At 35.7% G+C, this 26,926-nt stretch carries 24 protein-coding genes and 3 tRNA genes; 20 read left to right on the top strand and 7 right to left on the bottom strand.

All coding sequences use genetic code 11. From position 1 onward, the window contains the following. Window positions 1-112: 112 nt before the first annotated feature. Together AC6I9F_RS10020 and htrA are read right to left on the bottom strand one after the other, a co-directional pair. Window positions 113-871, bottom strand: a complete 759-nt coding sequence (locus AC6I9F_RS10020) for a ParB/RepB/Spo0J family partition protein (RefSeq protein WP_498022034.1) — start codon at window positions 869-871, stop codon at window positions 113-115. Window positions 872-928: 57 nt separating this feature from the next. Then, the gene (htrA, locus tag AC6I9F_RS10015) at window positions 929-2,110 is read right to left on the bottom strand and encodes a serine protease HtrA (RefSeq protein WP_112445413.1); all 1,182 of its coding nucleotides are present in this window, start codon (window positions 2,108-2,110) and stop codon (window positions 929-931) included. A gap of 183 nt (window positions 2,111-2,293) precedes the next feature. Between htrA and rlmH the strand changes: the two genes are divergently transcribed. The 7 genes from rlmH to AC6I9F_RS09980 all read left to right on the top strand — a co-directional run bounded on the left by rlmH (window position 2,294) and on the right by AC6I9F_RS09980 (window position 5,478). Beyond that, window positions 2,294-2,773: a 23S rRNA (pseudouridine(1915)-N(3))-methyltransferase RlmH gene (rlmH, locus tag AC6I9F_RS10010; RefSeq protein WP_112445415.1), complete on the top strand. Its 480-nt coding sequence runs from the start codon at window positions 2,294-2,296 to the stop codon at window positions 2,771-2,773. A gap of 43 nt (window positions 2,774-2,816) precedes the next feature. Beyond that, window positions 2,817-2,890, top strand: a tRNA-Arg gene (locus tag AC6I9F_RS10005). 165 nt (window positions 2,891-3,055) lie between these two features. Continuing rightward, a complete protein-coding gene (gene comC, locus AC6I9F_RS10000; RefSeq protein WP_112445417.1) occupies window positions 3,056-3,181 on the top strand; it encodes a competence-stimulating peptide ComC in 126 nt (41 codons plus the stop codon). Between the two features lie 20 nt (window positions 3,182-3,201). Further along, window positions 3,202-4,527 (top strand): competence system sensor histidine kinase ComD, encoded by a 1,326-nt coding sequence (gene comD / locus AC6I9F_RS09995; protein ID WP_164226121.1) that lies wholly within the window; start codon window positions 3,202-3,204, stop codon window positions 4,525-4,527. Next, the gene (comE, locus tag AC6I9F_RS09990; protein WP_000866064.1) at window positions 4,524-5,276 is read left to right on the top strand and encodes a competence system response regulator transcription factor ComE; all 753 of its coding nucleotides are present in this window, start codon (window positions 4,524-4,526) and stop codon (window positions 5,274-5,276) included. The genes comD and comE overlap by 4 nt, the downstream gene beginning before the upstream one ends. Window positions 5,277-5,327: 51 nt before the next feature. Then, window positions 5,328-5,399 (top strand) — tRNA-Glu (locus AC6I9F_RS09985). Between the two features lie 5 nt (window positions 5,400-5,404). Beyond that, window positions 5,405-5,478 (top strand) — tRNA-Asn (locus tag AC6I9F_RS09980). Window positions 5,479-5,518: 40 nt separating this feature from the next. Here AC6I9F_RS09980 and AC6I9F_RS09975 read toward each other — a convergent pair. Continuing rightward, window positions 5,519-6,061, bottom strand: coding sequence for a TetR/AcrR family transcriptional regulator (locus AC6I9F_RS09975; protein ID WP_119941849.1), 543 nt, complete (start codon window positions 6,059-6,061; stop codon window positions 5,519-5,521). Between the two features lie 127 nt (window positions 6,062-6,188). Between AC6I9F_RS09975 and AC6I9F_RS09970 the strand changes: the two genes are divergently transcribed. Then, window positions 6,189-8,831, top strand: a complete 2,643-nt coding sequence (locus tag AC6I9F_RS09970) for a YhgE/Pip family protein (protein WP_498022029.1) — start codon at window positions 6,189-6,191, stop codon at window positions 8,829-8,831. Between the two features lie 132 nt (window positions 8,832-8,963). On the opposite strand, the gene AC6I9F_RS09965 is transcribed toward AC6I9F_RS09970, so the two are convergent. After that, window positions 8,964-11,507, bottom strand: coding sequence for a YfhO family protein (locus AC6I9F_RS09965; protein WP_498022027.1), 2,544 nt, complete (start codon window positions 11,505-11,507; stop codon window positions 8,964-8,966). A 59-nt stretch (window positions 11,508-11,566) separates the two neighbouring features. After that, on the bottom strand, window positions 11,567-13,189 hold the full coding sequence (locus AC6I9F_RS09960; protein ID WP_498022025.1) for an ATP-binding cassette domain-containing protein: 1,623 nt from the start codon (window positions 13,187-13,189) through the stop codon (window positions 11,567-11,569). 205 nt (window positions 13,190-13,394) lie between these two features. On the opposite strand from AC6I9F_RS09960, the gene trpS reads away from it, so the two are divergent. Together trpS and guaB are read left to right on the top strand one after the other, a co-directional pair. Then, window positions 13,395-14,420 carry a tryptophan--tRNA ligase gene (gene trpS / locus AC6I9F_RS09955; RefSeq protein WP_000165457.1) on the top strand — a complete coding sequence of 342 codons (1,026 nt, stop codon included), beginning with the start codon at window positions 13,395-13,397 and terminating at the stop codon, window positions 14,418-14,420. Between the two features lie 151 nt (window positions 14,421-14,571). Beyond that, window positions 14,572-16,050, top strand: a complete 1,479-nt coding sequence (guaB, locus tag AC6I9F_RS09950) for an IMP dehydrogenase (RefSeq protein WP_173234343.1) — start codon at window positions 14,572-14,574, stop codon at window positions 16,048-16,050. Window positions 16,051-16,100: 50 nt separating this feature from the next. Here guaB and recF read toward each other — a convergent pair whose 3' ends face one another. Then, on the bottom strand, window positions 16,101-17,198 hold the full coding sequence (gene recF, locus AC6I9F_RS09945) for a DNA replication/repair protein RecF (RefSeq protein WP_498022022.1): 1,098 nt from the start codon (window positions 17,196-17,198) through the stop codon (window positions 16,101-16,103). A 2-nt stretch (window positions 17,199-17,200) separates the two neighbouring features. Beyond that, window positions 17,201-17,569, bottom strand: coding sequence for a S4 domain-containing protein YaaA (gene yaaA / locus AC6I9F_RS09940; RefSeq protein WP_061438545.1), 369 nt, complete (start codon window positions 17,567-17,569; stop codon window positions 17,201-17,203). A 158-nt stretch (window positions 17,570-17,727) separates the two neighbouring features. Here yaaA and yfmF point away from each other — a divergent pair, with 158 nt between their 5' ends. From yfmF to pcsB, 10 genes are all read left to right on the top strand, one after another. After that, entirely contained in the window at window positions 17,728-18,978 is a 1,251-nt protein-coding gene (gene yfmF, locus AC6I9F_RS09935) for an EF-P 5-aminopentanol modification-associated protein YfmF (protein WP_498022020.1), read from the top strand. Continuing rightward, window positions 18,975-20,258: an EF-P 5-aminopentanol modification-associated protein YfmH gene (gene yfmH, locus AC6I9F_RS09930; protein WP_164226124.1), complete on the top strand. Its 1,284-nt coding sequence runs from the start codon at window positions 18,975-18,977 to the stop codon at window positions 20,256-20,258. The genes yfmF and yfmH overlap by 4 nt, the downstream gene beginning before the upstream one ends. A 41-nt stretch (window positions 20,259-20,299) precedes the next feature. Continuing rightward, a complete protein-coding gene (gene rodZ / locus AC6I9F_RS09925; RefSeq protein WP_173218759.1) occupies window positions 20,300-21,142 on the top strand; it encodes a cytoskeleton protein RodZ in 843 nt (280 codons plus the stop codon). Window positions 21,143-21,152: 10 nt separating this feature from the next. Beyond that, window positions 21,153-21,698 carry a CDP-diacylglycerol--glycerol-3-phosphate 3-phosphatidyltransferase gene (gene pgsA, locus AC6I9F_RS09920; RefSeq protein WP_498022018.1) on the top strand — a complete coding sequence of 182 codons (546 nt, stop codon included), beginning with the start codon at window positions 21,153-21,155 and terminating at the stop codon, window positions 21,696-21,698. Continuing rightward, window positions 21,695-22,522, top strand: coding sequence for an energy-coupling factor ABC transporter ATP-binding protein (locus AC6I9F_RS09915; protein ID WP_498022016.1), 828 nt, complete (start codon window positions 21,695-21,697; stop codon window positions 22,520-22,522). The genes pgsA and AC6I9F_RS09915 overlap by 4 nt, the downstream gene beginning before the upstream one ends. Next, window positions 22,507-23,346 carry an energy-coupling factor transporter ATPase gene (locus AC6I9F_RS09910; protein WP_023940630.1) on the top strand — a complete coding sequence of 280 codons (840 nt, stop codon included), beginning with the start codon at window positions 22,507-22,509 and terminating at the stop codon, window positions 23,344-23,346. The genes AC6I9F_RS09915 and AC6I9F_RS09910 overlap by 16 nt, the downstream gene beginning before the upstream one ends. Continuing rightward, window positions 23,339-24,133: an energy-coupling factor transporter transmembrane component T family protein gene (locus AC6I9F_RS09905; RefSeq protein ID WP_498022014.1), complete on the top strand. Its 795-nt coding sequence runs from the start codon at window positions 23,339-23,341 to the stop codon at window positions 24,131-24,133. The genes AC6I9F_RS09910 and AC6I9F_RS09905 overlap by 8 nt, the downstream gene beginning before the upstream one ends. Window positions 24,134-24,192: 59 nt before the next feature. After that, window positions 24,193-25,011 (top strand): rod shape-determining protein MreC, encoded by an 819-nt coding sequence (gene mreC, locus AC6I9F_RS09900; protein WP_498022012.1) that lies wholly within the window; start codon window positions 24,193-24,195, stop codon window positions 25,009-25,011. Next, window positions 25,011-25,505 (top strand): rod shape-determining protein MreD, encoded by a 495-nt coding sequence (gene mreD, locus AC6I9F_RS09895; RefSeq protein ID WP_498022010.1) that lies wholly within the window; start codon window positions 25,011-25,013, stop codon window positions 25,503-25,505. The genes mreC and mreD overlap by 1 nt, the downstream gene beginning before the upstream one ends. 93 nt (window positions 25,506-25,598) lie before the next feature. Continuing rightward, window positions 25,599-26,777 (top strand): peptidoglycan hydrolase PcsB, encoded by a 1,179-nt coding sequence (pcsB, locus tag AC6I9F_RS09890; RefSeq protein ID WP_498022008.1) that lies wholly within the window; start codon window positions 25,599-25,601, stop codon window positions 26,775-26,777. Window positions 26,778-26,926: the final 149 nt, after the last annotated feature.

Genomic DNA, 26,926 nt, shown 5'->3' with positions numbered 1-26,926 from the left:
ACCAAGTTTTATCCACAGGTTGGGGATAAAAGCAGAAACTATTGATTTATTAAGCTTTTTATTGAAAAAAATAGTGGATAACCTTGTGAGATAAAAAAATAAAAGAACAGCCTTATTTCAGGCTGTTGATAATTCTACTGTATTCTTCTTGATTTGAAAAAGAAATAATGATTTTTCCACTATCTTTTTTAAACATTTTGATTTCTACATCTAATCCGAGTAGTTTTTTTAACTGCTCTTCTTCTTTTTTTATGAAGTAATCAGTTTTTTGCAGTTTCTTTTGTTTTTTCTCTGTCAGAAGAGCTTCTAACTTCCTTACAGAAATATCTTCTTCTATAATCCGTTGAAAGAAATAGTCTTGTTGTTCCTTATTCAACCCAACTAGAGAACGTGCATGCGCTTGTGATAGTTTGCCATTTTCTACTTCTGAGAGAATCTGTTCTGGCAAGGAAAGCAAACGAATGGAGTTGCTGATATATGGACGAGACTTGCCTATTTTATCTGCAATTTTAGCATGGGTGAATCCTTTCTCTACGAGAGATTCATAAGCGCGTGCTTCTTCTATTGGATTTAAATTTTCCCTCTGTAAATTTTCAATGATGGATTGGACCATCATCTCTTGATCTGAAAGCTGTTTAACAACAGCTGGGATAGACCTTAGACCAGCTAAAAGTGAAGCCCGATAGCGTCTCTCTCCTGCAAGGATTTCATAACCAATCACAGGAGATTGACGAACAATAATCGGTTGAATGAGTCCATTTTCTTTGATAGACTGTGCTAGTTCATCTAGTTTTTCTCCATCAAATTCTTTTCGAGGTTGATAGGGATTTTTTTGTATATCCGTGATAGAAATCATTTCAAATTTTTCCATGATTCTACACTAACATATCTTTTCTCTTATGTAAAGCTTTCTTTACATAGATGTCAATTAAGATTCTAAATCACCTGAACTCTTGTCAAGTTTAATAGATGTAGTTTCTTCTTTACCGTTACGATAGTAAGTGATCTTAATGGTGTCTCCGATAGAATGATTGTAAAGAGCACTTTGTAAGTCTGTTGATGAAGCAATCTCTTTGTCATCTACTTTTGTAATCACATCGTATTTTTCAAGGTGACCATTGGCAGGCATATTACTTTGTACAGAACGAACAACTACACCAGATGTAACATTACTTGGAATATTGAGTCTTCTGATGTCGCTTGTACTTATATTAGATAAATTAACCATCTGGATTCCCAAAGCTGGGCGTGTCACTTTTCCGTTCTTTTCTAACTGTTCAATAATATTGATAGCATCATTTGCAGGAATTGCAAAACCAAGGCCCTCTACAGATGTTCCTCCATTTGTGGCAATTTTACTTGAGGTAATTCCGATAACCTGTCCTTGAATATTGATCAGTGGGCCACCAGAGTTACCTGGGTTAATAGCAGTATCAGTTTGGATGGCTTTTGTAGAAATGGCTTGTCCATCTTCAGATTTTAAAGATACATTTCGATTAAGACTAGATACGATACCTTGAGTGACAGTATTTGCATATTCAGAACCTAACGGGCTACCAATGGCAATAGCAGTTTCTCCTACGGTTAACTTGCTAGAATCACCAAACTCAGCTACTGTTGTCACTTTTTCTGAAGAGATTTTGACGACAGCAATATCAGAGAAAGTGTCCGCTCCGACAATTTCTCCAGGTACTTTAGTCCCATCTGACAATCGAATATCTACTTTGCTAGCGCCATTTATAACGTGATTGTTGGTGACGATGTAAGCTTCTTTATCATTCTTTTTATAAATAACTCCAGATCCTTCACTAGAGATTTGTTGAGAATCTGTATCAGTCTCATCATTGCCAAATACGCTATTTTGTCTATTTGCTGAATAAGTAATAACGGATACAACGGCATCTTTTACTTTATTAACAGCCTGCGTTGTTGAATTTTCGTTTTTATAGGCAGTCTGTGTGATAGTGCTATTGTTGTTCGAGCTACTTACACCACTTTTTTGAGTTAGTTGAGCTATTGAAAAACTACCCAAGGCTCCACTAAAAAAGCTAATGACGATAACGACTAATAATTGAAACCCTTTTTTGTAAAATGTTTTTAAATGTTTCATATTTGCCTCCATATTTTTGAATTACTGAAAGTATAAACTGACTAGCTTAATTATAACTTAAACACAAAAAGTTTTACACAAACTGTGGATAACTCTTTTAAAACTGTGATTTTCTCAATTGAAATCTATTTTTTATTTTGTGAATAAGATGTGAAAAAATAGAGAATATGTTAGAATAGAGTCATGAAAATTAAAGTTGTAACAGTTGGGAAACTGAAAGAAAAGTATTTAAAAGATGGTATTGCAGAGTATTCAAAACGAATTTCTCGATTTGCTAAACTTGAAATGATTGAGTTAGCAGATGAAAAAACACCAGATAGGGCCAGTGAATCAGAAAATCAAAAGATTTTAGAAATAGAAGGTCAGAGAATTTTATCAAAAGTTGGTGACCGTGATTTTGTTATTGTGTTAGCCATTGAAGGGAAAACTTTCTCCTCGGAAGAATTTAGTAAGAATTTAGAAGAAGCTTCTATAAAAGGATTTTCTACTCTTACCTTTATCATTGGAGGGAGTTTAGGATTATCATCAGCTGTAAAAAAGAGAGCCAATCTTTCTGTCAGCTTTGGCCGTTTAACCTTGCCCCATCAGTTAATGAGACTAGTTCTTGTTGAACAAATCTATCGCGCTTTTACGATTCAGCAGGGATCACCCTATCATAAATAGAGAATTGACTTTTAATTGAATTTTTGGTAGAATAATTGTGTTAGGTCTCATAGCTCAGCTGGATAGAGCATTCGCCTTCTAAGCGAACGGTCGCAGGTTCGAATCCTGCTGGGATCAATATAGTAGCAAAGCTGGGAATTTTCCCGGCTTTTTTCTTAAAAAAGTACACTTGGGGAGAAAAAAATGACAGTTGAGAGAATTTTATCTAAAATGAAATTCCATTTTGTATAATGGTTTTTGTAAGTTAGCTTACAAGAAAAAAACATTTTAGGAGATTTTATTATGAAAAACACAGTTAAATTGGAACAGTTTGTAGCCTTGAAGGAAAAAGACTTGCAGGAGATTCGAGGTGGGGAAAGTAGGGTTTCAAGAATCATCCTTGATTTTCTTTTCCTACGAAAAAAGTAATAAAATAAGGAGAAAGAGTAATGGATTTACTTGGATTTGGGACAGTTATTGTTCATTTTTTAATTATTAGTCACAGTTACCGTTTAATTTGTAAAGGTCAAATAAATAGAAAAGAACTATATGTTTTTGGTATCTATACATTACTAGTAGAAGCAGTACTTGAACTTTCCTTTTATCTTCCATATTTAGATAAAATAGGGATTGAAAGATTTTTATTTCCTTTGGGCTTATATTCCTATTTTCGATGGATGAAACAGTATGAGAGGGATAGAGGACTATTCCTAAGTTTACTACTATCTCTTTTATATGAGAGCACTCATAACTTTCTGTCCGTAACTTTCTCCTCTATAACAGGAGACAATTTTGTTTCACAATATCATTTCCCATTCTTTTTCGTTGTAACGGTGTTGACTTATGTTGTTATATTAAAAATCATTCATTATTTCCACTTAGAACTAACCTATTTTGACAAGGACTACCTTTATCCTTTCTTGAAAAAAGTATTTTTTGCTTTACTATTGTTACATCTTTTATCTTTCGTTTCAGATATAGTAAGTACGATTAAACATTTGAATAGTTTTGGAAGTATCTTGTCATCTATTGTCTTTATTTCTCTCCTTTTGACCTTCTTTGCAATGAATTCGCATAAAGAACAAATGGAAAAAGAGATTGCTTTGAAGCAGAAGAAATTTGAACAGAAACATTTACAGAATTATACAGATGAAATTGTCGGACTGTATAATGAAATCCGTGGTTTTCGACATGACTATGCTGGAATGCTTGTCAGTATGCAGATGGCAATTGACAGTGGTGATTTACAGGAAATTGACAGAGTTTACAATGAAGTTTTGGTCAAAGCAAATCATAAATTGCGTTCAGATAAGTACACTTACTTTGATTTGAACAACATAGAAGATTCAGCTTTACGAAGTTTGGTTGCTCAGTCTATTGTCTATGCTCGAAATAATGGTGTAGAGTTTACACTGGAAGTAAAAGATACGATTACCAAGCTCCCAATTGAACTATTGGATTTGGTTCGTATCATGAGCGTTTTATTGAACAATGCTGTCGAAGGATCGGCTGATAGCTATAAAAAGCAGATGGAAGTAGCAGTTATTAAGATGGAAACTGAAACAGTTATTGTGATTCAGAATTCATGTAAAATGACGATGACTCCTTCAGGAGATCTATTTGCTTTAGGATTCTCCACTAAGGGAAGAAATCGCGGGGTAGGATTAAATAATGTGAAAGAACTACTAGATAAGTACAACAATATTATTTTAGAAACAGAGATGGAAGGCAGTACATTTAGACAAATTATTAGATTTAAGAGGGAATTTGAATGAAAGTTTTAATTTTAGAAGATGTTATTGAACATCAAGTGAGACTAGAGAGAATATTGGATGAAATTTCGAAAGAATCGAATATTCCAATATCATACAAGACAACAGGAAAAGTCCGTGAATTTGAAGAATACATTGAAAACGATGAAGTAAATCAGCTTTATTTCCTAGATATTGATATTCATGGAATTGAGAAAAAGGGATTTGAAGTGGCTCAGCTCATTCGTCATTACAATCCTTACGCTATTATCGTCTTTATCACCAGTCGATCAGAGTTTGCGACTCTAACCTATAAATACCAGGTATCAGCCCTAGATTTTGTTGATAAGGATATCAACGATGAGATGTTTAAGAAGAGAATTGAGCAAAATATCTTTTACACGAAGAGTATGTTACTTGAAAATGAAGATGTGGTGGATTATTTTGACTACAATTACAAGGGAAATGATTTAAAAATCCCTTACCATGATATTTTGTATATTGAAACGACAGGAGTCTCTCATAAATTACGTATTATTGGTAAGAATTTTGCCAAAGAGTTTTACGGTACCATGACAGATATTCAGGAAAAGGACAAACATACTCAGCGATTTTATTCTCCTCATAAGTCATTTTTGGTAAATATAGGCAATATTAGAGAGATTGATCGAAAAAACCTAGAAATTGTTTTCTATGAAGATCATCGTTGTCCTATTTCAAGATTAAAAATTAGAAAATTAAAAGATATTTTAGAGAAAAAATCTAAAAAGTGATTGACAATTAGTAAGAAATTGATATAATGGTTATATCTGCTACAGATAGAAGGTCCGTTGGTCAAGGGGTTAAGACACCGCCTTTTCACGGCGGTAACACGGGTTCGAATCCCGTACGGACTATTTTATCCGCCATAGCTCAGTTGGTAGTAGCGCATGACTGTTAATCATGATGTCGTAGGTTCGAGTCCTACTGGCGGAGTATAGATAAAAAGGAACACAACTGTGTTCCTCTTTTTGTATCAATTTGTATCACCAAGCATCTTCATAAGGAAATCTGTTATTTCTTGAGGACTTTCTTTTTTTCCATGTGCAATCCAAGTTTGACAGACACCAAAAAGTGCATGAGTTAGATAGATGCTACTGTATTCTAATTCAGTTGTATTGAGATTCAGTTGCATAAATCGCTTTTGTAAATCTGTACTGAGCATGATATGAAGTTTATTTCGTAAGAAATTTTGGATTTCTTTGGTTCCATTTTCAGAAAGAAGGGCAGCCAGAAGTGGTTCTGATTCCAAATATTCAAAGACTTCTAAAATAGCGTCTCTTTTGTGATGAGCATGTTTTTGAAAAATATATTCAAATGTATGAAATAGCTTGCTTTGATAATGCTCAATCATATCATACTTATCCTTATAGTGAGTATAGAAGCTGGAACGACTAATTCTGGCTTTTTCTGCTAACTTTACAGTAGAAATTTGATCAAATGGCTGTTCCATCAGTAATTGTACCATAGCATTTTCAATAGTTCGCTTTGTTTTTAAGCGTTTGTTACTTTCTTGCATATTTTCTCCTTATAAACAAATTAGACTATATGTCTAAAAATAGATTTTTTATCTTGTAATTTAGATTTTTTAATGTATAATCTATTATATCAAAATTTTAGACAATATGTGTAAAAAAGGAGAAACTATGTTTAAAGAATGGAAAGCAATTTTTAAAAAACCAACCTTTATTATTGTCATGATAGGGATTTCTCTTATTCCAGCTCTGTACAATATTATATTTTTGTCCTCAATGTGGGATCCGTATGGTCAATTGTCTGACTTACCTGTGGCAGTTGTCAATAATGATAAAGAGGCTTCCTATAATGGTAATACTATGGCAATAGGAAAAGACATGGTGTCCAATTTAAAAGAAAATAAAACCTTGGATTTTCATTTCGTGGATGAAGATGAAGGAAAGAAGGGATTGGAAGATGGAGATTACTATATGGTAGTGACTTTACCCAGTGATTTATCTGAAAAAGCAGCTTCTATTTTAACGGATCATCCAGAGCAAATGCAAATTGATTATCAGACTTCAAGTGGTCATAGCTTTATTGCCAGCAAGATGAGCGATTCTGCGATGACACAATTGAAGCAGAATGTTTCTACAAATGTAACTGAGACCTATACTAAAGCCTTATTTAACAAAATGATTGATTTAAAGGATGGCATGAGTCAAGCAGCTTCTGGTAGTGAAAAATTAACTGATGGAGCGAATCAGTTAGTGACAGGAAGTCAAACATTAACTACTAACCTACACTCTTTAGCAGCTTCAAGTTTAACCTTTTCAAATGGAACGGAGCAGTTTACTAAAGGATTATCTGCTTATGTTTCTGGTGTCGAACAACTTCATCTTGGCTTAGGGAATTTTAATAGTGGTTTAGTTACATATACTGGTGCAGTGAGTCAATTAGATAGCGGATTAGGTCAATTATCTTCTAAAAGTCCTGAATTAGTAAGAGGAATCAATCAGTTATATACTGGTGTAGAATCCTATACTGGCGGTGTTTCTCAGCTTAATGCTGGTCTTAATCAATTTTCATCTGGTGTTAGTGCCTACACCAATGGAGTGGGAAATCTTGCAACAGGTGCTAATCAGTTATCCAATCAATCAGCTACACTTCGAATGGGTGTGGAGCAATTAAATGAAGGAATTCAACAACTTTCTAGCAAGTTAGATGCTTCGTCTGGGAAAAAAGATCAAATTGCTCAATTATCTTCTGGTCTGAATCAGTTAAATCAAGTTATTCAAAATATTGATGTTGGAGATACAAAACAATTAGATTCTGTTTTATCAAGTATAGCATCTCTTTCTAATCAAATGTTAGCAAGTGCTCAGTCTGATAAAGCGACTACATTAGCTAATATTCAATCGACAGCAGCTTATCAATCATTGACAAGTGAGCAACAAGCTGAGATAAGTGCTTCTGTATCTCAAAATTCGACTGATAGTATTCAATCAGCACAGTCAATTGTAGCTTTAGTTCAAGGTTTACAAGGAAGTTTAGAAAACTTACAAAATCAATCTTCTAATCTTTCGACTTTAAAAAATCAAGCTAATCAAGTATTACCGCTTGCTTCTACTTCTTTGACAGGATTGTCAAGTGGATTAACAGAGATACAAGGAGCTGTTGCTAGCAAATTAGTTCCTGCCAGTCAGTCGATTACATCGGGTGTAAATGCATATACTGCAGGTGTTGATAAAGTTTCTCAAGGCGCAAGTCAACTAAGTGAAAAGAATTCCACCTTGACAGGTAGTCTGGATCAACTAGTTTCAGGCTCAACTACCTTGACACAAAAATCTTCTAACTTGACAGCAGGAGTTGGTCAATTAGTTGAAAAAACTCCAGAATTAGTATCTGGTATTGAAAAATTATCAACTGGCTCTAACCAATTGAATCAAAAGAGTCAAGAATTGATAGCAGGAATTGATAAATTACAATCAGGATCTGGGAAATTAGCAGACAAATCCAGTCAGTTACTTTCAGGTGCTTCTCAATTAGAGAATGGAGCTAATAAATTGGCAGATGGATCTGGGAAACTAGCAGAAGGTGGAACAAAGTTAACTTCTGGATTGGAAGGTTTACAGACAGGAGCTGCTTCTTTAGGACAAGGACTAAGTAATGCTAGTGATCAACTTAAATCAGCATCAACGGAATCTAAAAATGCAGAGATTTTGTCAAATCCACTCAATCTTTCCAAAACAGACAATGAGCAAGTTCATGTAAATGGAATCGCAATGGCTCCTTATATGATATCAGTTGCTCTCTTTGTTGCAGCAATATCAACGAATATGATCTTTGCGAAGTTGCCTTCAGGACGTCATCCAAAGAGTCGTTGGGCTTGGTTGAAATCTCGAGCTGAAATAAATGGTATTATAGCTGTTTTAGCAGGAATTTTGGTATATGGAGGAGTTCATATTATTGGTTTAACTGCTAATCATGAAATGAGAACATTTATTCTCATTATCCTAACAAGTTTAGTATTCATGTCCATGGTGACTGCTTTAACAACATGGAATAGCCGTATAGGAGCTTTCTTCTCTCTTATTTTGCTTTTATTACAGCTAGCATCAAGTGCAGGTACTTATCCACTTGCCTTGACAAATGATTTCTTTAGAGCCATTAATCCTTGGTTACCAATGAGTTATTCGGTTTCTGGATTACGACAAACAATTTCTATGACAGGAAATATTTATCATCAAGTCGTTTTCCTTGCCGTGATACTAGCTCTATTTATTGGTTTAGGTATGCTAGCCTATCAACCTAAGAAAATGGAGGAAGATTAAAAGAGGCTGGGCAAAAAGTCTTTAAAATCATAAAAACGCATAATATCAGGTGTTGAAAACCTTGATACTATGCGTTTTATTGTGGGAAGATTTACTTCATTTTCCTGAAATTGAGTTTTTGCCTAGCCTCTTTTATGTCTTAGAAGACTTTCGTTTGTGATTATAGATTCCAAATAGTAAAAGAGAAGTAAAGGAACAGATTGCTCCAGTAATAAAACCATTGGGAATGAAGGAAAGTGTAATAGTTCCTTTTCCCTTTGGAATGTCAACTTTCATAAAGCCAGTTTGAGCTTGTTTAATTTCTATTTTCTTACCATCTTGGTAGGCAGACCAACCTTTGTCATAAGGAATAGTGAAGAAAATAGATGTATCTTGTTGGACATCATATGTAGCAAAAACCTTGTTTTTAGAAGTTGATACTGTTACAGGTTGTTCTTTAATTTTTTGAATTGCCTTGGTGAAAGTTTGGGTATCTAAACGATAGAAGGTAGGAGATTCAAATGATACTTGTGAATTTCCAGGGAAACTAACATGAATATTGAAAGTTTTTGTCTCTTTTGTATAACCTAGATTAAAGAAGGAGAAGGCATTATCAGTTGTAAAAGTTTTCTTTTCTCCATTTACAAGGATGTCAACCTTCTTTTGTTTATCATTAGAAAAGTGAAGATTTGTGAAAGAAAGATAAACTTGGCTGTTTTCTGGTACTTCAATTTGATACTGGATTGCTGCATCCTCATTTGAAGAACTTGTAACACTAATCAAATCATCAGTATTTTCAGTTTTTTCATAAGGTATTGGAGAAAAATAATCAAAATTGACGTTGGCAAGTTGATTTAAAAACGAGGCTTGATTATCCAAAGTGTGTTCATTGAACTTGACATCATTGTAAACAGACTGACTAGCAAAGGCAATCGGAAGAGAGAATTGATTTTCATATAGGGTAAGATTATCTTTTTGATAGATATCTTTAAAACCATACTTATCAATAGGACTGTCTGAGATATTATACTGGATACCAAATAAACTATCAGCCAAAATACTATTATTTGCATAGCGGAGATTGAGATTAGTCCCAGAGGATTTAAACCCAAGTTTATCCAAAGTAGAGCTTGCTGAACGATTTCGAACAGATGAAAATTGAGAGATTCCATTGTAGTTGAATTTCATACTGTCATTTCCTGTCTGAGTCTCTAGTTTCTCAGTACGAGTAAATTGATTTCCAATATATGTTGAGAAAGATTCCATAGCTGGGATATCTCGATTATATGCACTTCGAGAAGCAAATCCCCATTCCTTAGCAATTCCGTCTATTTGAGATGAAGCATTTAAACTTATTTCAACCATTATAAATAAAGAGATTAGAATGGCAAATAGATTTACAGAGATAAACTTTTTGATAACTGCAAGGAGTAAAAGAGAATAGACAACCAAAAATTCAAGAGTCAGTAGAATATTCAAATCTGTTAAAAAAGAATAATGTGATTTTAGATAGATGGTAGCTAAAAATCCTGTTACTATAAGAAAAAGCGAAACTAAAAAATTCCAGATTTTAATTTCTTTCAGACGATTTAAGACTTCCGCTGCTGTGTAAATTAACAAGGTAGAGAAAATCCAAGCATAGCGATGTAAAAACATGTTTGGAGTATGCATGCCTTGCCAAAATAAATCAAGAGATTCAATATAAAAGCTTGCAATTAGACATGCAAAGAAGATTGCATAGATAAGTTTCACGTGAAACTTAATGGATTTCAGCGTAAAAAATAAAATAGTCAAAATAAAGGGAAGTAGTCCAACAAAAATCATTGGAATAGCCCCATACTTGGTTGTATCAAAGGAACCGATGAATTGCTTAGCAAAGAGATCAAGATACCAGCTACTTTCAGTTTGAAACTTTGTAACTTCAGTCAATTTTTCCCCATGTGTCTGTAAATCAAACAGAGTAGGAAGAGTCAGAATCAAACTAGCCATACCAGCTAAAAAGGAGGTCACAACAAAATCAAGAACAGATGATTTTCGGGTTTTAAAGTCCCACGAAATTTGACAGAGATACCAGAAAATAAGAAACAATACTGTCATATATCCAAAATAATAATTTTGAATAAATAAGATTGACAGACTTGTAAAGTACAATAGGAAATTCTTTTCAGTTATCAGTAGATGTAAACCAGTGATAATTAAAGGAATCAAGATAAAAACATCTAGCCAGGTTTTTATCTCTAATTGACTGACAGTGAAACTCATCAGAGCATAGGAAGTAGATAAAGCTAGTTTTAAAGGCTTAGGAATCGATTGAAATAATTTATTTAAACTAAAGTAAGTTGACAAACCAATCAATCCAAATTTTAAGAGAGTTGTCAGATAGACAGCATCTGGCATATTCGTTAGATCAAAAAAGTAAACTAGAGGTGAAAGGAAACTTCCCAAGTAATAACTAGATAGGGCATAGAAATTCAATCCGAGGCCACTTGTAAAGGTGTAGAACAAACTACCATTTCCGTGTAGGATATTTCTTAGAGCTATATCAAAAATAACGTATTGATGAAAGCCATCTCCTAATAGTGGAGATGTATCGCTATTCCAGTAGATACCTTGAGATAGATATACTCCTATCATAATGATTATGGGAATGATGAAAGAAACAAAATAGGTCCAATATGTTTTAAAAAATAATTTCATGTTACCTCATAAAATGTTAGAAAACTCAGCTGGTTAACCCAACTGAGTTTTGAATTTTTTTAGTCTTTCCAAAGTTCTTTAACTTTTGCTTGTACTTCTGCATTCTCTAGGAATTCATCATATGTTTCATCGATACGGTCAATGACGCCATTTTTAGACAAGACAATGATATGGTTGGCTAGAGTTTGAATAAACTCGTGGTCATGGCTGGCAAAGATGATTGATTCTTTAAAGTTTTTCAATCCATCGTTCAAGCTTGAGATAGATTCCAAGTCCAAGTGATTGGTTGGATCATCAAGGACAAGGACATTTGATTTCAAGAGCATGAGTTTTGAAAGCATGACACGAACTTTTTCTCCCCCTGACAAGACATTTACAGGTTTGTTAACTTCATCTCCAGAGAAGAGCATACGGCCGAGGAAACCACGTAGGAAAGTATTGTCATCTTCTTCTTTACTTGCGAATTGACGCAACCAGTCAAGAATTGATTCTCCCCCTGCGAAATCAGCTGAGTTATCTTTTGGCAGGTAAGAACGGCTAGTAGTTACTCCCCACTTGACAGTTCCTTCATAGTCGATGTCCCCCATGATTGCACGAATCAATGCAGTTGTTTGGATGTCATTTTGTCCAATAAGTGCTGTTTTATCACCTGGACGCAAGATAAAGCTGATATTATCTAAAATAGTCTCACCATCAATCTTTACAGTTAGATTTTCTACTGTCAAGAGATCATTACCAATCTCACGCTCCGCTTTAAAGTTGATAAATGGATATTTACGACTAGATGGTACAATTTCTTCAAGTTCAATCTTATCAAGCATTTTCTTACGTGATGTTGCCTGTTTTGACTTAGAAGCATTAGCAGAGAAACGAGCAACGAATTCTTGCAATTGTTTAATTTTTTCTTCTGCTTTAGCATTACGGTCTGCTAGCAATTTAGCAGCGAGTTCAGAAGATTCCTTCCAGAAGTCATAGTTTCCGACATAGAGTTTGATTTTTCCAAAATCAAGGTCGGCCATGTGAGTACATACTTTGTTTAAGAAGTGACGGTCGTGGGATACTACGATAACAGTGTTATCAAAATCAATCAAGAAGTCTTCTAACCAAGTAATCGATTGGATGTCTAAACCGTTGGTAGGCTCGTCCAAGAGAAGAACATCTGGTTTACCAAAAAGTGCTTTGGCTAGGAGAACTTTTACTTTTTCACCGTTGGCCAATTCGCTCATGTTTTGATAGTGCAATTCTTCTGGAATGTTTAGGTTTTGAAGTAGTTGAGAGGCTTCACTTTCTGCTTCCCAGCCCCCAAGCTCGGCAAACTCTCCTTCGAGTTCGGCAGCACGCACTCCATCCTCATCTGAGAAATCTTCCTTCATGTAGATAGCATCTTTCTCCTTCATGATGCTATAAAGTTTTTCATTTCCCATGATAACGACATCAATGGCACGTTCATCTTCATAGTCAAAGTGATTTTGACGAAGAACAGAGAGACGTTCATCTGGACCAAGAGAGATGTGACCAGTAGTAGGTTCGATATCTCCGGCTAAAATTTTTAAAAAGGTTGATTTTCCGGCACCATTAGCACCAATTAATCCATAAGTATTTCCTTCTGTAAATTTGATATTGACATCATCAAAAAGTTTGCGATCACTAAAACGTAGTGAAACATCAGATACTGTAAGCAATGTTTTTCTCCTATATGTGTAATATATTTATTCTACTAGAAAATACGGAAATATTCAAATTTTTATCTGTCAATTTTGTGTAAATTAAATTTACAGCATACTTTACGCAAATCCGTAAATAGCAAGGTTGATTTATTTTGATAAATTGCGGTTATTTCATTAAAAAAATGCTATAATTGAAGGGACCATATCGAAGGAGAATAAAATGACTAAACCCATTATTTTAACAGGAGACCGTCCAACAGGAAAATTGCATATTGGACATTATGTTGGAAGTCTCAAAAATCGAGTATTATTACAGGAAGAGGATAAGTATGATATGTTTGTGTTCTTGGCTGACCAACAAGCCTTGACAGATCATGCCAAAGATCCTCAAACCATTGTAGAGTCTATCGGAAATGTGGCTTTGGATTACCTTGCAGTTGGATTGGATCCAAGTAAATCAACTATCTTTATTCAAAGCCAGATTCCAGAGTTGGCTGAGTTGTCTATGTATTATATGAATCTGGTTTCATTAGCACGTCTGGAGCGTAATCCAACTGTCAAGACAGAAATTGCTCAGAAAGGATTTGGAGAAAGCATTCCGACAGGATTCTTGGTCTATCCAATAGCTCAAGCAGCTGACATCACAGCTTTCAAGGCTAACTATGTTCCTGTTGGGACAGATCAGAAACCAATGATTGAGCAAACTCGTGAAATTGTTCGTTCTTTTAACAATGCATATAACTGTGATGTCTTGGTAGAGCCGGAAGGTATTTATCCAGAAAATGAGAGAGCAGGGCGTTTGCCTGGTTTAGATGGAAATGCTAAAATGTCTAAATCACTCAATAATGGTATTTATTTAGCTGATGATGCGGATACTTTGCGTAAAAAAGTGATGAGTATGTATACAGATCCAGATCATATTCGGGTGGAAGATCCAGGTAAGATTGAGGGCAATATGGTTTTCCATTATCTAGATGTTTTTGGTCGCCCAGAAGATGCTCAAGAAATTGCTGACATGAAAGAACATTATCAACGAGGTGGTCTTGGTGATGTGAAGACCAAGCGTTATCTACTTGAAATATTAGAACGTGAACTTGGTCCTATTCGTGAGCGCCGTATCGAATTTGCTAAGGATATGGGAGAAGTTTATAATATGCTTCAAAAAGGTAGTGAAAGAGCGCGTGAAGTTGCAGGTCAAACCCTATCTGAAGTTAAAGGAGCAATGGGACTTCATTACTTTAACTAAGTTTATTTTATAAGAAACTATCATTTCTATCTCAAAGAAAAGATAGTTTTTTATTTACCCCTGTAACATTTGACAAATTTTTATAGAATGGTATGATAGATACAATATAAAAAGAGTCAAGCTCAAAAAGAAAGAAAAGAGGAAACTTCGAATGTCTAATTGGGACACTAAATTTTTGAAAAAAGGTTTTACCTTTGATGATGTATTGCTTATTCCAGCTGAAAGTCATGTGTTGCCTAACGATGCAGATTTAACAACTAAATTGGCAGATAATCTGACTTTAAATATCCCAATTATTACCGCTGCCATGGACACAGTTACAGAGAGTCAAATGGCTATTGCTATTGCTCGTGCAGGCGGTCTCGGAGTTATCCATAAAAACATGTCAATTGCTCAACAAGCAGACGAGGTTCGTAAGGTAAAACGTTCTGAAAATGGAGTTATTATTGATCCGTTCTTCTTGACGCCTGAACATACAATTGCTGAAGCAGATGAGCTTATGGGTCGTTACCGCATCAGTGGTGTTCCAGTTGTTGAAACACTTGAAAATCGTAAATTGGTTGGTATTTTGACAAACCGAGATCTTCGTTTTATTTCTGACTATAACCAACCAATCTCAAATCATATGACCAGTGAAAATCTTGTGACTGCTCCTGTAGGTACAGATCTTTCAACAGCTGAGAGTATTCTTCAAGAGCACCGTATTGAAAAGCTTCCTTTGGTAGATGAGTTTGGTCGTCTTTCTGGTTTGATTACTATCAAAGATATTGAAAAAGTTATTGAGTTTCCAAATGCTGCTAAAGATGAATTTGGTCGTCTTCTAGTTGCAGGTGCAGTAGGTGTTACTTCAGATACATTTGAACGTGCAGAGGCTCTTTTTGAGGCAGGAGCGGATGCGATTGTTATTGATACTGCACATGGTCATTCTGCAGGTGTCTTGCGTAAAATTGCTGAGATTCGTGCTCACTTCCCAGATCGTACTTTGATTGCTGGAAATATTGCTACTGCTGAGGGAGCGCGTGCCCTTTATGAAGCAGGTGTAGACGTTGTCAAGGTTGGTATTGGACCAGGTTCTATCTGTACTACTCGTGTGATTGCTGGTGTTGGTGTTCCGCAAGTAACAGCTATCTACGATGCTGCAGCCGTTGCGCGTGAATATGGAAAAACGATCATTGCTGACGGTGGAATCAAGTATTCTGGAGATATTGTAAAAGCTCTTGCTGCTGGTGGAAATGCAGTTATGCTTGGATCAATGTTTGCTGGAACTGATGAAGCTCCAGGAGAGACTGAAATCTTCCAAGGACGTAAGTTCAAGACTTACCGTGGTATGGGATCAATTGCTGCTATGAAAAAAGGCTCAAGCGATCGGTACTTCCAAGGTTCTGTCAATGAAGCAAATAAACTTGTTCCAGAAGGAATTGAAGGTCGTGTTGCTTATAAAGGAGCAGCAGCTGATATTGTCTTCCAAATGATTGGAGGTATTCGCTCTGGTATGGGTTACTGTGGTGCAGCTAACCTTAAAGAACTACACGATAATGCTCAATTTATTGAAATGTCTGGTGCTGGTTTGAAAGAAAGCCACCCTCATGATGTACAAATTACTAATGAGGCACCAAATTATTCTATGTAAAAAACAATGAAAAGAACTCCCATGGAAACAGGAGTTCTTTTACAATATTGTCAAGTTTTATTTACAATAACTTTACCATCTTGAATAGTGAAGATACTTAGATTTTCTGGCAGATTTTGAAGATGATCTAAGCTTGTTGTTGTGATAAAGGTTTGGATTGAATGAGAAATCGTTTCTAATAATTTTAATTGTCTAGTGTTATCAAGTTCACTCATGACATCGTCAAGCAGTAATATTGGAGATTCTGTAGTAATACTTTCCATTAATTCGATTTCTGCTAATTTTATAGAAAGGACGAGACTACGATGTTGGCCTTGACTTCCGAAACTAGCATCCATCCCATTTATATAAAAAGAAATGTCATCTCGATGAGGACCGACACCAGTATTCTTTTTTAATAAATCTCTGGATCTACTTTTTTCTAAAGAAATTTTGAAAGATTCGGATAAGTCTTCTTTGTCAGTTAGCTTGACAGAAGATTGATAGTATATTGACAACTCTTCAATCTGATTAGAAAGCTCAAAATGTTTCTTACGGCCAAAATATTCTAGTTTTTTTATGAAATCTAAGCGGTGATTCATCACACGACATCCATAATCAACTAGCTGATCATCTAGTACTGAAAGGAAGGTTTCATCTATTTTTTGAGCTGATTTTAGGTAAGTGTTTCTTTGCTTTAGGATGTGGTTATAATTGGTTAAGTCAGATAAATAGATTGGCTTGATTTGTCCAAGTTCCATATCAATGAATTTTCGTCGAACCGAAGGTGCTCCTTTAATTAGTTGTAAATCTTCAGGAGCAAATAAGACAACATTCATGTGTCCTACATAATCTGAAAGGCGTGCCTGTTTTAAATGATTAACTTTTGTCACACGTCCTTTTTGTGTTAGTTCGATTTCGAGGGGAATAGATCCCGTTTTTTTCTGAACAAGACCTGAAAGATGAAGTTGTTCCTCATCAAAATGAATGAGATTTTTATCTGTTCGAGTTCGATGACTACGCGTTAAGGCTAAAAAATAGATAGCCTCTAACATATTTGTTTTTCCTTGTGCATTACGTCCCAAAAAGACATTCAATTTAGGATTAAAGTCTATTTTCGTCTCTTTGTAATTACGAAAAGTCTTGAGAGATAGGTGTTGTAGCCACATGATTATCTACCAGGGAATCGCGGAGCTTGTTTGCTTTTTGGTGATGAAGTAGGTTTAGAGTTGTCTTTTTTTACTCCTTTATTCATCTCCTTAACAAGTTTAGCGATTCGTTCTTTTTCAACTTTATCAGCTTGGTATTCATCTAGTTCTTCAGAAGTAGGTTGTGTCAACAAGATGTCAATATTCATGTCAGGGATGTCAACTTTATCGCCAATACGAAGTTTTTTACCGCGACGACTCTCTAATTCCCCATTAAAGTAAACAGAATGTTCAGAGAGAAAGGATTTGATAGCTCCTCCGCTATGTGTGATTCCAAGTTCTTTGAGTAGTGCTTGGAGGGTAATAAATTCTTCAAATAATTTGTATTCCATAATTCACCTCAATCTTTGGTATTATACCATATTTTCCTAAAAATAGTGAGAGAAACAGGGAGAAATGTAAGCGATTTTTATTTCAAAAGTGTTACAGAGAACAAGAAAATTTCAGGTTTTCGTGATATAATAGAAGTCTGTATATAAGGAGGTAAATCATGGAGTTAGTGCATGGAATTTCAACACATTTTATCCAATCAAAGAAGTTTAAAACGAACAAAATCGCCGTGCGTTTTACCACTCCATTATCCCTCGATACGATTGCAGGTCGCATGTTGAGTGCGAGTATGCTAGAGACTGCTAATCAGATGTACCCCACTTCTCAAGATTTGAGAAGACATTTAGCCAGTCTATACGGTACAGATATGTCAACCAATTGTTTCAGAAGAGGGCAAAGTCACATTGTAGAATTGACATTTACCTATGTTCGTGATGAGTTTTTAAGTAGGAAAAATATGCTAACTTCTCAGGTTTTGGAACTTGTAAAAGAAACTCTTTTTTCACCCGTAGTAGTTGATAATGGGTTTGATTCGGCCTTATTTGAAATTGAGAAAAAGCAATTGCTAGCAAGTTTAGCAGCTGATATGGATGATTCTTTTTATTTCGCACATAAAGAATTAGATAAATTATTTTTTCATGATGAACGTCTCCAATTGGAATATAGTGATTTACGAAATCGTATTTTAGCTGAAACTCCACAAAGTTCTTATTCTTGTTTCCAAGAATTTTTGGCCAATGATCGAATCGATTTCTTTTTCCTAGGTGATTTTAATGAGGTTGAAATTCAAAATGTATTAGAATCATTTGCCTTTAAAGGTCGAGAAGTGGATGTGAAGATTCAATATTGCCAACCTTATTCCAATATCTTGCAAGAAGGCATGGTTAGGAAAAATGTGGGACAGTCTATTTTAGAGTTGGGATATCATTGCTCTGCTGAATATGGTGATGAGCAACATTTCCCCATGATTGTAATGAATGGTTTACTTGGTGGATTTGCTCACTCTAAACTATTTACAAATGTCCGTGAAAATGCTGGATTGGCTTATACTATTTCAAGTCAGCTTGATTTGTTTAGTGGATTCTTGAAGATGTATGCTGGTATCAATCGAGAAAATCGTAACCAGGCTCGTAAAATGATGAATAATCAACTGATTGATTTAAAAAAAGGATATTTTACAGAGCTTGAGTTAGAGCAGACCAAGGAAATGATTCGTCGGTCTTTGTTACTTTCTCAAGATAATCAATCTTCATTGATTGAACGTGCTTATCAAAATGCCTTACTTGGAAAATTTTCGGCAGACTTTAAAAGTTGGATTGCAAAACTCGAGCAAGTTGCCAAAGATGATATTTGTAGAGCAGCTAATAATGTGAAACTACAGGCGATTTACTTTATGGAAGGAATAGAATGACAAAGGTTATTTTTGAAGAAAAATACTATCCAGCTGTAAAAGAAATGGTTTATCGGACTCGTTTGGCCAACGGATTGACAGTTGCTCTTTTGCCTAAAAAGGAATTTAAAGAGGTTTACGGGAGTGTCACTGTTCAGTTTGGTTCAGCAGATGCGCTTGTCACAGGAGTTGACGGAGCTGTAAAACAATATCCTGCAGGAATTGCTCATTTTCTTGAACATAAATTATTTGAAAGAGAAGATTCTAGCGACTTGATGTCGGCTTTTACGAGTCTAGGTGCAGATAGTAATGCCTTTACAAGCTTTACAAAAACAAGTTATCTTTTTTCAGCAACGGATCATTTTTTAGAAAATTTAGACTTACTTGATGAATTGGTAACATCAGCACACTTTACTGAAGACTCCATTCTGAGAGAGCAGGATATTATCCAGCAAGAACGAGAAATGTATCAAGATGATCCAGATTCGTGTTTATTCTTTTCAACTTTAGCGAATTTGTATCCAGGAACACCTTTAGCAACTGATATAGTTGGTAGTGAGGAGTCCATTTTCCAAATCAATCTAACTAATTTGCAAGAAAATTTTACAAGATTTTACAAACCTGTAAACATGTCTCTGTTTTTAGTTGGTAATTTTGATGTGGATCAAGTACAGGACTACTTTGAAAGAAAAGAACGTAAAGATTTAGATGTTCAGGAAGTAGCAAGAGAAAAGTTTGTTTTACAAGATGTAAAGCAAACAGACAGTATGAGAATGGAAGTGTCTTCTCCTAAATTAGCGATTGGGATTAGAGGTAAGCGAGAAGTTGCTGAGGCCGATTGCTATCGACATCATATTTTATTAAAATTATTGTTTGCAATGATGTTTGGTTGGACTTCTGATCGTTTTCAAAAATTATATGAATCAGGTAAAATTGATGCGTCCTTATCTCTGGAAGTTGAAGTAACAAGTCGCTTTCATTTTGTCATGTTGACAATGGATACAAAAGAGCCAGTTGCTTTATCTCATCAGTTTAGGAAGGCCATTCGTAATTTTACAAAGGATTTAGATATTACAGAGGATCATTTGGATACTATCAAAAGAGAGATGTTTGGAGAATTTTTCAGTAGCATGAACTCTCTTGAATTTATTGCAACGCAATATGATACTTTTGGACAAGGTGAGACAATCTTTGATTTGCCGAAGATTTTACAGGAAATTACTTTAGAGGATGTCCTTGATGCTGGACATCATTTAATAGATGAAGGGGATATAGTTGATTTTACAATATTCCCATCGTAGTAACCTATCATAATAGACACTAGAAAGAAGGGATGACAAGTATGAGAAAAAAAACAATTGGAGAGGTTTTACGATTAGCTAGAATCAATCAGGGATTGAGTTTAGATGAATTGCAGAAAAAAACAGAAATCCAGTTAGATATGTTGGAAGCAATGGAAGCAGACGATTTCGATCAACTTCCAAGTCCTTTTTACACGCGTTCTTTCTTGAGAAAATATGCATGGGCTGTTGAGTTAGATGACCAAATTGTTTTGGATGCTTATGATTCTGGGAGTATGATTACTTATGAGGAAGTAGATGTTGATGAAGACGAGTTGACAGGTCGTAGACGTTCAAGTAAGAAAAAGAAGAAAAAAACATCATTTTTACCTTTATTCTATTTTATCCTTTTTGCTTTATCGATTTTAATTTTTGTGACCTATTATGTTTGGAACTATATTCAAACTCAACCAGAGGGGGCTTCTCTTTCTAATTACAGTGTGGTTCAATCAACAAGTTCAATAAGTTCAACTAGCTCTGTTCCCCACTCTTCAAGTAGTAGTTCATCTAGCAGTTCTTCTAGTGTAGAATCAGCTATAAGTGTGTCAGGTGAAGGAAATCATGTAGAAATCGCTTATAAGACAAGTAAGGAAACAGTTAAATTGCAATTGGCAGTTTCAGATGTTACAAGTTGGATCAGCGTTTCAGAAAGCGAACTTGAGGGCGGTGTAACCTTATCACCGGATAATAAAAGTGCAGAAGCAACAGTTGCAACAAAAAATCCTGTAACAATTACGTTAGGTGTTGTAAAAGGTGTTACTTTGACAGTAGATAATCAGACTGTTGATTTATCGAAGTTAACAGCGCAGACTGGACAAATCACTGTAACCTTTACTAAAAATTAAGGAAAAACGAATGAAAAAAGAACAAATTCCCAATCTCTTAACAATAGGTCGAATTCTCTTTATACCTATTTTTATCTTTATTTTAACAGTAGGAAATTCGATAGAGAGTCATATAGTGGCAGCTATTATCTTTGCTGTTGCCAGTATTACCGACTATTTAGATGGATATTTAGCACGTAAATGGAATGTGGTCAGTAATTTTGGTAAATTTGCAGATCCTATGGCGGATAAGTTACTAGTTATGTCGGCTTTTATTATGCTGATTGAGTTAGGTATGGCTCCAGCTTGGATTGTTGCAGTAATTATCTGTCGTGAGTTAGCTGTGACAGGTTTAAGGCTTTTATTGGTTGAAACTGGAGGAACAGTTTTAGCAGCAGCAATGCCTGGAAAAATTAAAACTTTTAGTCAGATGTTTGCCATTATTTTCTTGCTATTACATTGGACTTTGCTTGGTCAAGTTCTACTTTATGTAGCCTTATTTTTCACTATCTACTCTGGCTATGATTATTTTAAGGGTAGTGCCTATGTATTTAAAAGGACATTTGGTTCGAAATGAAATCAATAATTGATGTAAAAAATCTTTCTTTTCGTTATAAGGAAAATCAGGAATACTATGATGTGAAGGATATTACGTTTCACGTGAAACGTGGAGAATGGCTTTCGATTGTAGGGCATAATGGTAGTGGTAAATCAACGACGGTTCGTTTAATTGATGGCTTACTAGAAGCAGAATCCGGAGAGATTGTAATAGATGGCCAACGGCTGACTGAGGAAAATGTTTGGAATATACGTCGTCAAATCGGTATGGTTTTTCAAAATCCAGACAATCAATTTGTTGGAGCGACTGTTGAAGATGATGTTGCCTTTGGTTTGGAAAATCAGGGTCTTTCTCGTCAAGAAATGAAAAAGAGAGTGGAGGAAGCTCTAGCTTTAGTTGGCATGTTGGACTTTAAAAAGAGAGAGCCAGCGCGTCTATCGGGTGGCCAAAAGCAACGTGTAGCTATTGCAGGTGTTGTAGCCCTAAGACCAGCTATTCTAATTCTAGATGAAGCAACGAGTATGTTGGATCCTGAGGGTCGTAGAGAACTGATTGAGACAGTAAAAGGAATTCGGAAAGACTATGATATGACGGTCATTTCCATTACACATGATTTGGAAGAAGTTGCCATGAGTGACCGTGTGTTGGTCATGAAAAAAGGGGAAATTGAATCAACTAATAGTCCAAGAGATCTTTTCTCTCGAAATGATTTAGATCAAATTGGATTAGACGATCCTTTTGCCAATCAATTAAAACATTCTTTGAGCCAGAATGGCTATGATTTGCCTGAAAATTATTTGACAGAAAGTGAGCTAGAGGATAAGCTATGGGAATTGCTCTAGAAAATGTGAGTTTTACATATCAAGAAGGTACTCCATTAGCTTCAGCAGCTTTGTCGGATGTTTCTTTGACGATTGAAGATGGTTCTTATACAGCTTTAATTGGGCACACAGGTAGTGGTAAATCAACTATTTTACAACTTTTAAATGGTTTATTGGTACCAAGTCAAGGGAGTGTGAGGGTTTTTGATACCTTAATCACCTCGACTTCTAAAAATAAAGATATTCGTCAAATTAGAAAACAGGTTGGCTTGGTATTTCAGTTTGCTGAAAATCAGATTTTTGAAGAAACGGTTTTGAAGGATGTTGCTTTTGGACCGCAAAATTTTGGAGTTTCTGAAGAAGATGCGGAGAAGATTGCGCGTGAGAAACTGGCTCTGGTTGGAATTGATGAATCACTTTTAAATCGTAGCCCGTTTGAGCTGTCAGGGGGACAAATGAGACGTGTGGCCATTGCAGGCATACTTGCCATGGAGCCAGCTGTATTAGTCTTAGATGAACCCACAGCAGGCCTGGATCCTCTGGGTAGAAAAGAGTTGATGAATTTGTTCAAAAAACTCCACCAGTCAGGGATGACCATTGTCTTGGTAACGCATTTGATGGATGATGTTGCTGAATATGCGAATCAAGTCTATGTGATGGAAAAGGGACGTCTAGTTAAGGGTGGTAAGCCAAGTGATGTCTTTCAAGATGTTGTCTTTATGGAAGAAGTGCAGTTGGGAGTACCTAAAATTACGGCCTTTTGTAAACGATTGGCTGATAGAGGCGTGTCATTTAAACGATTACCGATTAAGATAGAGGAGTTCAAGGAGTCGCTAAATGGATAGTATGATTTTGGGGCGTTATATCCCAGGGGATTCGATTGTTCACCGATTGGATCCACGTAGCAAATTGCTTGCTATGATGTTACTGATTTTAATCGTTTTCTGGGCTAATAATCCCTTGACGAATTTAATTCTTTTTATAGCGACAGGGATATTTATTGCCTTGTCAGGAGTATCTCTTTCATTTTTTATTCAGGGCTTGAAGTCTATGTTTTTCTTGATTGCCTTCACAACTATTTTTCAACTATTTTTCATTTCTAATGGGAATGTTTTATTTGAGTTTTCGTTTGTGAGAATCACAGATTATGCTTTGCAACAAGCTGGGATTATTTTTTGTCGATTCGTATTGATTATTTTCTTTTCAACTTTGTTAACCTTAACGACCATGCCCTTAAGTTTGGCATCAGCTGTCGAAGCTTTGTTAGCGCCTTTAAAGCGTGTGAAAGTTCCAGTTCATGAAATTGGTTTGATGCTGTCTATGAGTTTGCGTTTTGTCCCAACCTTGATGGATGATACGACGCGGATTATGAATGCACAGAAAGCACGTGGAGTGGATTTTGGTGAAGGAAGCATCGTTCAAAAAGTACAGGCGATGATTCCCATTTTGATTCCTCTTTTTGCGACAAGTTTAAAACGTGCAGATTCCTTGGCTATCGCCATGGAAGCGCGTGGTTATCAGGGTGGAAAAGGCAGAAGTCAATACAGACAATTGAAATGGACTCGAAAGGATACGCTAACCATACTTGTTGTTCTCGTACTTGGTTGTTGTTTATTTTTCTTAAAATCTTAGTAGCTTTCAGGAATTGATAAAAAAGTTACTGTAACAGTTCTTGATATAAAGGTAGGGATATGAACCGTTTTAAAAAATCAAAATATGTCATTATTGTTTTTGTCACTGTTCTGCTTGTATCAGCTCTCTTGGCGACGACTTATTCAAGTACAATTGTGACAAAATTAGGAGATGGAATCTCATTGGTTGATAGGGTTGTACAAAAACCTTTTCGGTGGTTTGATTCTGTCAAATCAGATTTGGCTCATTTGACACGAACATATAATGAAAATGAAAGTTTGAAGAAACAAATTTACCAATTAGAAGTTAAATCAAATGAGGCGGAAAGTTTAAAGACAGAAAATGAGCAACTGCGCCAATTGCTTGATATGAAGTCCAAATTGCAAGCTACAGAGACTTTGGCAGCAGATGTTATTATGCGTTCTCCAGTATCTTGGAAGCAGGAGTTGACCTTAGATGCAGGGAAATCAAAAGGGGCTTCTGAGAACATGTTAGCTATTGCAAATGGTGGCTTGATTGGGAGTGTTTCAAAAGTGGAGGACAATTCTACTATGGTCAACCTTCTGACAAATACAGAAAATGCTGATAAGATTTCGGTAAAAATTCAACATGGTTCTACCACAATTTATGGAATTATTGTTGGCTATGATAAAGAAAATGAAGTTCTTAAAATTAGCCAATTAAATAGCAATAGCGATATTAGTGCGGGAGATAAGGTGACAACGGGTGGATTAGGAAACTTTAACGTTGCTGATATTCCTGTAGGTGAAGTGGTTGCCACAACGCATAGTACAGACTATTTGACACGAGAAGTAACTGTTAAATTGAGTGCAGATACTCATAATGTGGATGTGATAGAATTAGTGGGGAATTCATAATGAGACAGTTGAAGCGGGTTGGAGTGTTTTTATTGCTCCCTTTCTTTGTTCTAATTGACGCCCATATTAGCCAGCTTCTGGGCTCATTTTTCCCCCATGTACATTTGGCTAGTCATTTTCTTTTTCTATTTCTCTTATTTGAGACAATAGAAGTATCAGAATATCTCTATCTAGTCTATTGTTTTATGGTGGGCTTGGTTTACGATGTTTACTTTTTCCATCTAATAGGGATTGCAACTCTCTTATTTATCTTATTGGGAGCCTTTCTTCATAAATTGAATAGTGTTATTTTGTTGAATCGTTGGACACGAATGCTCTCTATGATTGTCCTGACCTTCCTGTTTGAAATGGGTAGTTATCTTTTGGCTTTTATGGTAGGGCTGACAGTGGATAACATGTCGATTTTTATAGTCTATAGCTTGGTACCGACGATGATTTTAAATTTTTTATGGATTACTGTTTTTCAATTTATTTTTGAAAAATATTATCTATAAGAACGACATATAAATGTAACAAAGGCGTAATATTTATTGGAGTTTTTTTTGGTATACTAGTATTGTCTTAAACAGAAGGAGTATTTATTAACCATGAAGAAAAAAATCTTAGCCTCGCTTTTATTAAGTACAGTAATGGTTTCCCAGGCAGCAGTATTGACGACTGCCCATGCAGAAACGACTGATGACAAAATTGCTGCTCAAGATAATAAAATTAGTAACTTAACAGCACAACAAGAAGAAGCACAAAAACAAGTTGATCAAATTCAGGAGCAAGTATCTGCTATTCAAGCAGAGCAATCTAACTTGCAATCTGAAAATGATAGATTACAAGCAGAATCTAAGAAACTCGAGGGTGAGATTACAGAACTTTCTAAAAACATTGTTTCTCGTAACCAATCTTTGGAAAAACAAGCTCGTAGTGCTCAAACAAATGGAGCCGCAACTAGCTATATCAATACCATTGTAAACTCGAAATCAATTACAGAAGCTATTTCACGTGTTGCTGCAATGAGTGAAATCGTATCTGCTAACAACAAAATGTTGGAACAACAAAAGGCAGATAAAAAAGCTATTTCTGAAAAACAAGTAGCAAATAATGATGCTATCAATACTGTAATTGCTAATCAACAAAAATTAGCTGATGATGCTCAAGCATTGACTACGAAACAGGCAGAACTAAAAGCTGCTGAATTGAGTCTTGCTGCTGAGAAAGCGACAGCTGAAGGGGAAAAAGCAAGCCTATTAGAGCAAAAAGCAGCAGCTGAGGCTGAGGCTCGTGCAGCAGCAGCAGAAGAAGCGGCTTATAAAGAAAAACAAGCTAGCCAACAACAATCAGTACTTGCTTCAGGTAATACAAACCTAACAGCACAGGTACAAGCAGTATCTGAATCTGCAGTAGCACCTGTTCAGGCTAAAGTACGTCCAACATATAACACGGATGCCTCAACTTACCCAATTGGAGAATGTACCTGGGGAGTTAAAACATTAGCACCTTGGGCTGGAGACTATTGGGGTAATGGAGCACAGTGGGCTACAAGTGCAGCTGCAGCAGGATTCCGTACAGGATCGACACCTCAAGTTGGAGCAATTGCATGTTGGAACGATGGTGGATATGGACACGTAGCGGTTGTTACAGCTGTTGAATCAACAACACGTATCCAAGTATCAGAATCAAACTATGCAGGTAATCGTACACTTGGAAACCACCGTGGATGGTTTAATCCAACAACGACTTCTGAAGGTTTTGTAACATATATTTATGCAGACTAATTAGAGAGAGGGACTCGAATAGAGCCCTCTTTTTCAGGTTTTACCAGAGACAATAACTATTAAAAATTATATCAAAATAGCTTGAAAATATTGGAAAAGTATGGTAAAATGAAAATTGTCGTGTGAACGATAATACTCATTCTTGATGA

The sequence above is a fragment of the Streptococcus nakanonensis genome (genome assembly GCF_059738785.1).
Note: the sequence above shows the minus strand (reverse complement) of the source record. Positions and strands in the feature narration are given on the sequence as shown.